At 64.3% G+C, this 9624-nt stretch carries 7 protein-coding genes and 1 CRISPR repeat array; all 7 genes read right to left on the bottom strand.

Annotated features, from left to right (window positions below):
- Nucleotides 1-45: 45 nt before the first annotated feature.
- Nucleotides 46-3063: direct repeats of the CRISPR family, unit length 28 nt; unit sequence GGCTCATCCCCGCTGGCGCGGGGAGCAC.
- 71 nt (nt 3064-3134) lie between these two features.
- Genes cas2e through casA form a run of 7 tightly spaced genes read right to left on the bottom strand, consistent with a single transcriptional unit; the run spans nt 3135 to nt 9383 of the window.
- Complete coding sequence (cas2e, locus tag QP997_RS09110) at nt 3135-3479, bottom strand: type I-E CRISPR-associated endoribonuclease Cas2e (RefSeq protein ID WP_284846934.1); 345 nt, start codon at nt 3477-3479, stop codon at nt 3135-3137.
- Entirely contained in the window at nt 3476-4414 is a 939-nt protein-coding gene (gene cas1e / locus QP997_RS09105; protein WP_284846933.1) for a type I-E CRISPR-associated endonuclease Cas1e, read from the bottom strand. The genes cas2e and cas1e overlap by 4 nt, the downstream gene beginning before the upstream one ends.
- Nucleotides 4415-4416: 2 nt before the next feature.
- A complete protein-coding gene (gene cas6e / locus QP997_RS09100; RefSeq protein ID WP_284846932.1) occupies nt 4417-5121 on the bottom strand; it encodes a type I-E CRISPR-associated protein Cas6/Cse3/CasE in 705 nt (234 codons plus the stop codon).
- Entirely contained in the window at nt 5118-5840 is a 723-nt protein-coding gene (gene cas5e, locus QP997_RS09095) for a type I-E CRISPR-associated protein Cas5/CasD (protein WP_284846931.1), read from the bottom strand. The genes cas6e and cas5e overlap by 4 nt, the downstream gene beginning before the upstream one ends.
- A complete protein-coding gene (gene cas7e, locus QP997_RS09090) occupies nt 5840-6970 on the bottom strand; it encodes a type I-E CRISPR-associated protein Cas7/Cse4/CasC (RefSeq protein ID WP_284846930.1) in 1131 nt (376 codons plus the stop codon). The genes cas5e and cas7e overlap by 1 nt, the downstream gene beginning before the upstream one ends.
- Nucleotides 6971-7018: 48 nt before the next feature.
- Nucleotides 7019-7717 carry a type I-E CRISPR-associated protein Cse2/CasB gene (gene casB, locus QP997_RS09085; protein ID WP_284846941.1) on the bottom strand — a complete coding sequence of 233 codons (699 nt, stop codon included), beginning with the start codon at nt 7715-7717 and terminating at the stop codon, nt 7019-7021.
- Nucleotides 7701-9383: a type I-E CRISPR-associated protein Cse1/CasA gene (casA, locus tag QP997_RS09080; RefSeq protein ID WP_284846929.1), complete on the bottom strand. Its 1683-nt coding sequence runs from the start codon at nt 9381-9383 to the stop codon at nt 7701-7703. The genes casB and casA overlap by 17 nt, the downstream gene beginning before the upstream one ends.
- Nucleotides 9384-9624 lie beyond the last annotated feature (241 nt).

Raw genomic sequence — 9624 nt, 5'->3', positions numbered from 1 at the left:
CGCGGGGAGCACATAGCGCCACCAAGGAATCCGAGCACGCCGCCCGGCTCATCCCCGCTGGCGCGGGGAGCACTTGAACGGGCTGTGGATCAGCTCCAGCAGTTCCGGCTCATCCCCGCTGGCGCGGGGAGCACTCCGGGGCGCGGCGCTGGGGGCGTGTTAACGGGGGCTCATCCCCGCTGGCGCGGGGAGCACTTCGTCGTAGGGGTTGTCTGGCTCTGGGATTAGGGCTCATCCCCGCTGGCGCGGGGAGCACGAACCGGTGCGAAACCGTCAACGACGCGGACGGGGCTCATCCCCGCTGGCGCGGGGAGCACGCACCGGAAGTCTTACGCGCCCCGTTCCCGTACGGCTCATCCCCGCTGGCGCGGGGAGCACGTGGTGGCCAGCCCCTGGACAGCCGGGGTGGCAGGCTCATCCCCGCTGGCGCGGGGAGCACTCACCCATGAACTGCCAGGACAGGTCAGAAGTGGGCTCATCCCCGCTGGCGCGGGGAGCACCCTATGGTGTCCACTATGGGAATTTTTGAGAAGGGCTCATCCCCGCTGGCGCGGGGAGCACGCGGCAAGACCCTAGTTGACGCTGTGGCCGAGAGGCTCATCCCCGCTGGCGCGGGGAGCACGCTCTGTCTGCTTCGCGGCATCAGCCAGGAATGGGCTCATCCCCGCTGGCGCGGGGAGCACAAAGTTTTTCTAAGCTGCCTAGCGCCCTCAACCGGCTCATCCCCGCTGGCGCGGGGAGCACACCCTTCCGTTAACCCCACCATTGACCCTTCCGGGCTCATCCCCGCTGGCGCGGGGAGCACGTCGTCTGCCCAGGCCATGAGTGTGGTGACTGCGGCTCATCCCCGCTGGCGCGGGGAGCACCCTGACCGTCGAGGAGGCACTGTCTGACCCGCAGGCTCATCCCCGCTGGCGCGGGGAGCACGTGTGGGTGGGTTGGCCTGCGTGGATTGGGGTGGGCTCATCCCCGCTGGCGCGGGGAGCACTCCTCACCGAGTCTGGGATCACCCTGGACGGTGGGCTCATCCCCGCTGGCGCGGGGAGCACTTCATGTGGAAGTGCGTGTTGAAATATGAATCGGGCTCATCCCCGCTGGCGCGGGGAGCACGTCGGTCAGGTCATTAACCTCAGGCCATCGGAGGGCTCATCCCCGCTGGCGCGGGGAGCACGTCGGGGGTTAGTTGCCGGTGCTGCCGTGGCCGGGCTCATCCCCGCTGGCGCGGGGAGCACGCCTGCGCTGGAGTCTCGGTGTCCCCGTCCTTGGGCTCATCCCCGCTGGCGCGGGGAGCACGGAACCATCGTCAGCGCGGTCACCGCCGAGGGGGGCTCATCCCCGCTGGCGCGGGGAGCACCCGTGGGCGTAGATAGGAGGCTGCTGTGACAGAGGCTCATCCCCGCTGGCGCGGGGAGCACACCATGGCGACGAGCTTCCACACCTTCATGCCGGGCTCATCCCCGCTGGCGCGGGGAGCACAAAAACAAGCCGAGCACTGGGCGGCGGAAAACAGGCTCATCCCCGCTGGCGCGGGGAGCACGCGTTCTGGCCAGGTGGCCATGTCGAGGCCCCAGGCTCATCCCCGCTGGCGCGGGGAGCACACCCGCCCGGTTTGTGTGAGCACCACTACCAGGGGCTCATCCCCGCTGGCGCGGGGAGCACCATGGCCCGTGGTGGGACCCTGGCTTATTCGTTGGGCTCATCCCCGCTGGCGCGGGGAGCACGGTGGCGCAAGCGCAGATATCACCGCGCAGTGGGGCTCATCCCCGCTGGCGCGGGGAGCACGCAGGCCTCGAAGCGATTGATGTGATCGAGGCCGGCTCATCCCCGCTGGCGCGGGGAGCACTAGGTTTTCCACGTCCGGTTTCTCCGCGCCGCCGGCTCATCCCCGCTGGCGCGGGGAGCACAGACGGTTGACCCGTCGCGGGAGGTCGTGGCGGGGCTCATCCCCGCTGGCGCGGGGAGCACTCTGCTTCCACGCGTGCGAGCTGGGCGCGCCACGGCTCATCCCCGCTGGCGCGGGGAGCACCGTCGGGTGATCGACACGTCCCTGGACGCGGCGGGCTCATCCCCGCTGGCGCGGGGAGCACGAGGAAAACAGTATTGCGGGAGCCGCAGCGGACGGCTCATCCCCGCTGGCGCGGGGAGCACCTCATCTCCAGGCTGAAGATCACCGCCCGCCCGGGCTCATCCCCGCTGGCGCGGGGAGCACGCGCGGGCGTATACGGAGTCCCGCCCCGCTTTCGGCTCATCCCCGCTGGCGCGGGGAGCACTGGCTCAGGTTCCGGTTCAGGTTCCGGCTCTGGGGCTCATCCCCGCTGGCGCGGGGAGCACGGGCGTTAGGCCGCGCCTTCGTCGTGTTATTCAGGCTCATCCCCGCTGGCGCGGGGAGCACGATCAATAAGCGCTTTAAATCCCGTGTACCTGGGGCTCATCCCCGCTGGCGCGGGGAGCACGACTAGTCGGCCTACCGGACCTACTTGGGGTCCGGCTCATCCCCGCTGGCGCGGGGAGCACTCAAGCGGGCGGTGTGGGACGCGCACGAGGAGCGGCTCATCCCCGCTGGCGCGGGGAGCACGTCAACCGTTACGAGCACGCGCACGGGGCGGTGGGCTCATCCCCGCTGGCGCGGGGAGCACTACGACGGCCCCGTCGATAAAGAAGCCGCAGGCGGCTCATCCCCGCTGGCGCGGGGAGCACGTAGCCAAGCTATTCTTCGATATTGTCTAGCACGGCTCATCCCCGCTGGCGCGGGGAGCACCGAGAGCCATACGCCCTCCTTCCCCGCTACTTCGGCTCATCCCCGCTGGCGCGGGGAGCACTGAAGGGGTCGGCTGCCGTGGAGTGGCCACCCGGGCTCATCCCCGCTGGCGCGGGGAGCACCGGGAAAACCAACTGTGGGAACGCTTCGAGGTGGGCTCATCCCCGCTGGCGCGGGGAGCACTCCACGAACCGAACGCGTCTGGTTCTCGTCGCGGGCTCATCCCCGCTGGCGCGGGGAGCACCGTCATCCCGGAGTGATGCACATGGTCGTTTACGGCTCATCCCCGCTGGCGCGGGGAGCACACTGGACGACCAGCGAATATTCGAGCCTAAGCCTCATTCTAGCTTTAACTCTTACGAGCCCCAGGTCTGACCTACCGACTCTCGTACTTCCGTCTCAATTGACGGGCCCTACTCCAGCCCGTTCTGCGTCGTGTTTTCTCACTATCGCTTTTGCGCATCATGAGCTTAAGACCGTCAAAATCGGTGGGTTCCCAGTCATGCCGATGCGTGCGGAACTCCATACCTTGCTCGTTATTGCTGCTGTAGACCAGCAGTGCACGACCGTCCTTGCACAACTCCACCGTTCGATCCCATAGAAGCTCACGAATCCGCGCCGACGGCCTCCCCACAAACGTCCCCGGCGCGAGCTCCATCAACCACTTCGTGAGATCCCCTCGCAGCCCCGCTGGGCAAGCGGTAACGATCAGCACCATCACTGCTCAACACCCTCCCGCGCCCAATTCATACCCGCAGAGGTCAATTCAAGCTCACTCCACAACATGAGTTCGATGTCGCTCAGCGGCTCGTCATCCGGCACGTTCATCACGAACTTCAAATCCCGAACCATCCGCGGCATTAATCGCTTCTCCACAACGGCGTCCCGAACCAATCGACGCACCATGGGTCCCACGTCTTCGGTGCCGGATGCAACGGCGTTGAAAGCAGCCGGGATGGAGACCTCCGCCTTATAAAGGTCCGCGACATCGTAAACAAAAGACCGGTCAGTTCCCGTATGAATAACTCCCAAAGCAGGCACGAAGCCAAGCCCGACGATCACAGCATGGGCGATGCCGTAAAGCGCCGCGCTGCCCGTCGTCAACGCTTGATTAATCGGGTCGGAGGAATCGTAATCATTCGGGTCGTAGCGGCGCCGGTTCCACGCCACACCAGTCCGCTTCGCCTCAGCCGCATAAAGCCGCTTCATGCGGGCGCCCTCCCGGCCCCGCAACTGCGCCATCGTCAGCTTCGACACGTCCTCACCTGGAAAGCGCAAGCCATACATCCGACGGGCACAGTCCAAGCGTTTGCGTTGATTCGTGACCACCCTGGCCTGCAGCTCCGCAAGCCGGGAGGACTTCGCCGGCGGGCGACCGTGAGCGTAATAACGCACACCACGCTCGCCCACCCACACAGTCGATACCCCGCAGTCACCCAGCAGAGCCATCGCGGCATTCGTGATCCGAGTGCCTGTCCCCAGCAGCAAAACAGCGAGCTGCGTTGCGGGCACGTGAGCGACTCCCCGCTGGTCGGTGATCGTCAGAGCGTTGCCGTCCCGACTGACCACCGCCCGCTCCACGTAGAGGAAAGAGATCCGATCCCCCATCTGTGACAGGGACTGGCGCTCAATCGGGACCTGCTGCGGGGTGCGCACGGCTACCCTACCGGTGCCAAGGTCAGCAGCCCGCAACCGTAGCCACGGGCCCGGCCGATCCCCTGCGCCAAAGCCTGCCGCAGCAGCTCAGGGTCAGTTACTTCCAAGGTGCCGGTGAAACGAGCCTTCGCAATCCGCACCGGCCGACCGCGCCCACCGCCCGCCTTGTTGCGGTGAAAAACATCAGTCCAACGCTCCGTGACCTGAGGGGCGTCGAACTCAGACCAGCGCGAACGATCTTCGTCACTAACCTCGTCATCAAGCCGGGGAGCCAACACGAAACCGGCCGCATCAGCCTTCCGGTAAAGCCAGCCAATCTGATGCCGGACAGAAACATGGGCCTTCACCTTGCCCCGCCCTCCCTGCCGGGGCTCGGCATACGTCGGGTTGGCCACCAGCTCAAAGCGCCACCGCTGCCCACGGGTGAGCTTGCCCAGGAACCTGGAGTAGTCCGCAGTCTGCGCAGGAAGCGTGTCCCACCCAGCCTGTTCCACTAGAACCGCGCCCGTCGGCTTCTCTGGACCCACCACATAAAGCACGTGCTCGTGCTCACCTGGATCCACACGCCACAGCACTCTGGCGTCCGATTCGTCCAGCTCGGGAGGGAATGCGGCACGCACCGCGGCGTGCATGCGCTGCGGGTCGCTCAGCAGCTTTCGCCCTTCCCTCCGGTGAGGGTTAAGCCGAATTTTCGTGAATGTCGTCATGCTCGCATCACCGTTTCAAAAAACACGTCACCCGTCGCGGACTTCTCGTCACCATCCGGGTTGTCGATCTCCACGTCCTCGGCACGGATCACTTCCCGCCACCCGTACTTTCGGTGCTCCGGGCTGAAGGACACCGGCACGTCCTGGCGGGGAACCGAGCCACCCTCACCAGGGCTGGCATCCCGGTAAATCGCCAAAGACACCTTCTTCGGCGACTCCTTGCGGTGCACCGCGGTGGCGTGCCACGTGTCGTGCGCACGCAGGGCAGACTCCGCGTCGCCATCCACCACACCGATCACAAGGCCAGGGTGCACTGGGCAAGACCGGCGACCCATGTACAGCGGGTAAGCGGGCCTGCGCAGGGCCTCCGCCATCTGGTCCAACAGTTCCCGATCTTCCGATTCCACCGCCGCGACGAACGCCGCGTCCGAGAGGAAGTACCTGGTCACGAGGCTGGCGTTTGCTCCCGGGTTCTTCAGCCAGGGCTGCGCCGTCTGGTAGTCCCGCAGCAGGCTGCCCGACTGATCGACACGCACCGCCATCCGCAACTTGGCCAGGTCTTCCACGCCGTCAGTCCGACGCCGCCCCTGAGCAGCCGCGATCAGCCCCACGATGCCGGACTTGGTTGGCGTGGTAGCCGTCGCCCGAACACTGAAGCGGGACTCGTCGCCCCAGGACTGCATGGGTCCTTTGAGTAGCAGTAAAAGGGAATGAGCCATTACTCATCACCCATGAGCTGATCGACGGCGCCGGCCAGCTGCTCCTTCAGCTCCGGAAGGGTCACCTGGGTCGCGATATCGGTGAACGGCTCCGCCAGCTGCCCCAGGGCCATGACGAAAGAGGCCTGCGGTTTGAATCCATAGACGTTCGCCACGTCCCGCGCCTCCTGGGCCAGTGCCTCGGCACCGACCTCGCGGCGGCCCTTGTCCTCGGTTGCTTCGACAGGAGCCTCGAAGGCGTTCACCAGGGAGACGGGGCGGGTATCGCGAACCGCGACGTAGACGAGCTCCGGCAGGGTCTGGTTAGCGAAGGTGTTGATCTTTCCGGTCGGCATCGACGCGATGAAGGCCTCCACGAACTCCACGGCAGCCTGCTTCGCTGCGTCCTCGGAGTCCAGGTTCTCAGCCAGGCCCTCCAGGTTGACGGTGGCATAGCGGTACAGCGTCGAGGACATCATCTGTACCGTGCCGATCATGCCAGCACCGGTCTCTTCCCCCTCCTCGGCGAGGTCATCGACGGCGGTGAAGTAGTCGAACTCCGGGGCGGAGTCGTGGATCCCGAGTGCGTGAGCGACCTGCACAGCGGCGTCGACGTTGTATGCAGCATCGTCGGCAACCATGCGGCCGAACATGGCGATATCCACCGAGTGCTCCTGGTCGAGAATCGCCTGCGCCTCGCGCTTGGTGAAGTTCTTACCGTCGCGTTCCTGGATCGCCTTCACCGCGTTGTCGATCTGGTGAGCGCTGAGGAACAACAGGTAGCCGGTCTGTGGGTAGGCAACCTCTGCGTCGGTCTCGTCCTTATCCTTAGGCTTCTTCTCGACGGCCGTCTTAATGCCAGCTGCCTTGAAAAGCTGTTCGGTTCGCTCGATCGCGGTGCCCTGCTCCATGCCCTGCTCTTCGAGCTGACGTGCAATCTTCTCCGGGAGTCGCTTGGAACGGTCGCCGATGTTGGCGGCGTCGAAGTTCTCGAAGAAGTAGCGGCGAATCGCACGCTTCCAGGACTGGGAGGAGACGCGCTGGCGCGGCACGCCACCGAAGACGGCGTTCTTCGGCGCGCCCGTATCGTCACGGTTGATCAGGGATGGTGGCAGGGACTGGAGGGCGTAGATATCAATGATCTTGGACATGGTGATTCCTTCCGGATTAGTGATCGACAGTGTTGCCGTGGTGGTTGTTTAGGATTCTTCGGTGTTGGCTCGGCCACGGAATGTTCCGTTGGCGAAATCTCGGCCCCAGCGCAGGAGCACGCGGTTACGCCGGCGGGGGTTCTGCAGGCTTCGCAGGTCCTGCGCAAGCTGCCCGTAGTCAAAGCCAATCTTCTTATCTCGCAGCAGCGCAATGAGATTGCGCAGGTGGATCATGCGCGTGTCCTCGTTAAACGCGGACTGCATCGCGTCAAACCTCGGTTTGATCGACTTCGATTCCACCGTGGCGTGCAGCCGACCGCAGGCCGCGGCGAAAGACTGCTCCGAGTTATGCACCGGCTGCTGGGAACTCTGCATGTGCTGGCCGAAAAGAGTGAGTGCATAGAACGCCGCGCGCTCAGACGGGGATGCGTGGTCCGACTTCCCCTGCTCCCTTTCGCTCAGGGGCACGACCAGCGCCATAAGTACGGATTCCAGCGCGAGGGGGTGGTTCTCCAGCTTGAGGGCTCCTGCCTTACGGAGCTCGGCCAGCGTTCCGCGCGCATTGGCTGCCGCAGTGTTCCCACCCGTAAGGTAGTCACGTTGCAGGATCTCTGCCGTGCGCCCAACTGCAAATTTCAGGTTCGGACGCTGCTCCGCGGTGGTGGTGGCCGCCTCCGCCGTTCCAGTGCCCGCCACGTCCGCAGCCACACCGGGTGACGGAGCGGTTGCTTTAAGATCGCTCGCCATTGCCTTCTCCTTCTTCACTCATCGTTTTCTGTGGGGCGGTAAGGGGTAATTCCTTGTTGAGTTTTCGTTTGAGTTGCTGAAATGCTGTGCCTGCATTGATGACGCGGCCACCAGAGTCCTCGTCCAGGAGCCTGCCGATCAGCGCCTTTTGACCCGCTCCGTTTAGCAGATCCTGAGCGATGCCCAGCGCTGCCTCACGTACGGTGTGCTGCCAGGAACTCACTTCCTGTGCCATATTCTTCGGATCCAGTCCCCGCAGCCAGTTGTGGAAACGGGGCTCCAGCTGGGCATAGAGGCGGTCGGCGGCATCGACACCGAATTCGTATTCTCCGCCGGCAGCCACGTACAGCTGGCCAGCGAAGGCGCCCACCGCGGTCGCCGCTCGTCCCGTGGCCTCCGCGCTGTTACGGACATCATTACGAACCGCGCGGCTCCACTCAGAGTTCCGGAGCAGATGCACTGGTAGCCCGATGGAGGAGCTCACGATTGTGCCGTAAGTGGAGCTCTGCGGGCCATAGGCCATCGACACAATCTGCAGGTCGAGGACCTCCCGATCCTCGAGGATTCTCGCGACGTTATCGACATTCTCCGGCCTTTTCGGCGGCAGCTCCCGGCTTGAGAAGCCTGGGTCTCCGTCCACCGCAACAAGGGCATCCAGCGAGCGCCAGGTAGTTCGCTGTTCGTCGTAGGGCCGCGGGTAGTAAGCCTCAAAGCCCTTCTTGGACTTGTTCTTACTGAACCTATAAGGGGTCATCGGGTCCCCGAAGACGTTCAGCCCAGCATTCGGGATGCGGTCGCCATTACTCACCAGCACCCGGGTGACCACACCATCTTCGGTGAAGAGCCGGATTCTGCGGGACTGCCACGTCGCCAAGTCCGCCGGTCCCTTCGGCTGAGTGGCTTCCAGGTCCTGAGGCGCGGCGGTATCGGGCTCGCGCTCCCACACCGGCTTATCCGTCTCAGCGGCAGTGGGAACGCAGGACTCCGTGGTGTTCAGCACGAGAGTCTCGAGTAGGTTGGCCCCTCGGATAACGGTGCCTCCGGTTAGACCGGACCAGCCCTGCCCGATGGGGTAGCCCCTGCCTCCCTTGACCCGTGGATCCCCCACGGCCCCGGACTTAATACCCGAGTAGTCGTAAGCCTGGGCATGGATGAGCCAGCGTGCCGCTTCGTCATAGCTGATCGACACTCGGCCTGGCCCGGTGCGCATGGTGAAATAGCTATCCTCCGAATCCGGCAAGATTCGGCGGATCTCGTTGCTGGTGTTCTTCGCCGTATGAAGGTCAGCTACCTGCATGAAGGGCACCGTCGGGTCCAGCAAGTCGAAGCGGTTCTCGATATCAGCCAGATAGCCGAGCACGACCTCGTCCTTCCCCGTCTCCCGCAGTGTTTCCCTCGTATCGAGGAACCACGTTTCCCACTCAAATTTCTTGCGCGACCGTGGGCTCGGGTAACGCCGCACAAAATCGTGGTAGTGCGCCCGCCAAAATATGGCGAGTAATACCCGCAGCACCGCGTAATCCTGCGTGGGGGAATCCCCAACGACGGCTAGCGGCTTCGCACTGCCGTCGAACACCTGGCGGATGCTCAGCAGCTGGTTTCCCTCCGCGGTCCGGCACTTGATCCACGGTTCATGCACGAGGTTAAAGGTCTCGTTACTTCCCACCGTTTTCTCCTTTCCCGCTCACTGTCCCACTCCCTGCCTGTTAATCCTGTTCATTAATCATTTTTCCGATCTAGCTAATAACCTACGTTGCGGTGCAGACACGGTTCGATCGCTCCGAAGTGGTGTTCGAACAGCCACATCGCTTTCTCTCTTCGCTTAACACCTGGGGTTGCCCGCAAATGGTGGACACGTAGTGGAGCTACCTCATGGTTAGGCAGCTGTTTCTTCTTCGTTGGTGGTC

Source organism: Corynebacterium sp. MSK039 (genome assembly GCF_030232315.1).
Classification (GTDB): domain Bacteria; phylum Actinomycetota; class Actinomycetes; order Mycobacteriales; family Mycobacteriaceae; genus Corynebacterium.
This window is presented reverse-complemented; position numbering and strand designations above follow the sequence as displayed.

Bases quoted from the DNA above. Each gene is read 5' to 3' on its own strand.
- cas6e (WP_284846932.1), bottom strand. From the start codon at position 5,121: ATGACGACATTCACGAAAATTCGGCTTAACCCTCACCGGAGGGAAGGG.
- cas5e (WP_284846931.1), bottom strand. From the start codon at position 5,840: ATGGCTCATTCCCTTTTACTGCTACTCAAAGGACCCATGCAGTCCTGG.
- cas7e (WP_284846930.1), bottom strand. From the start codon at position 6,970: ATGTCCAAGATCATTGATATCTACGCCCTCCAGTCCCTGCCACCATCC.
- casB (WP_284846941.1), bottom strand. From the start codon at position 7,717: ATGGCGAGCGATCTTAAAGCAACCGCTCCGTCACCCGGTGTGGCTGCG.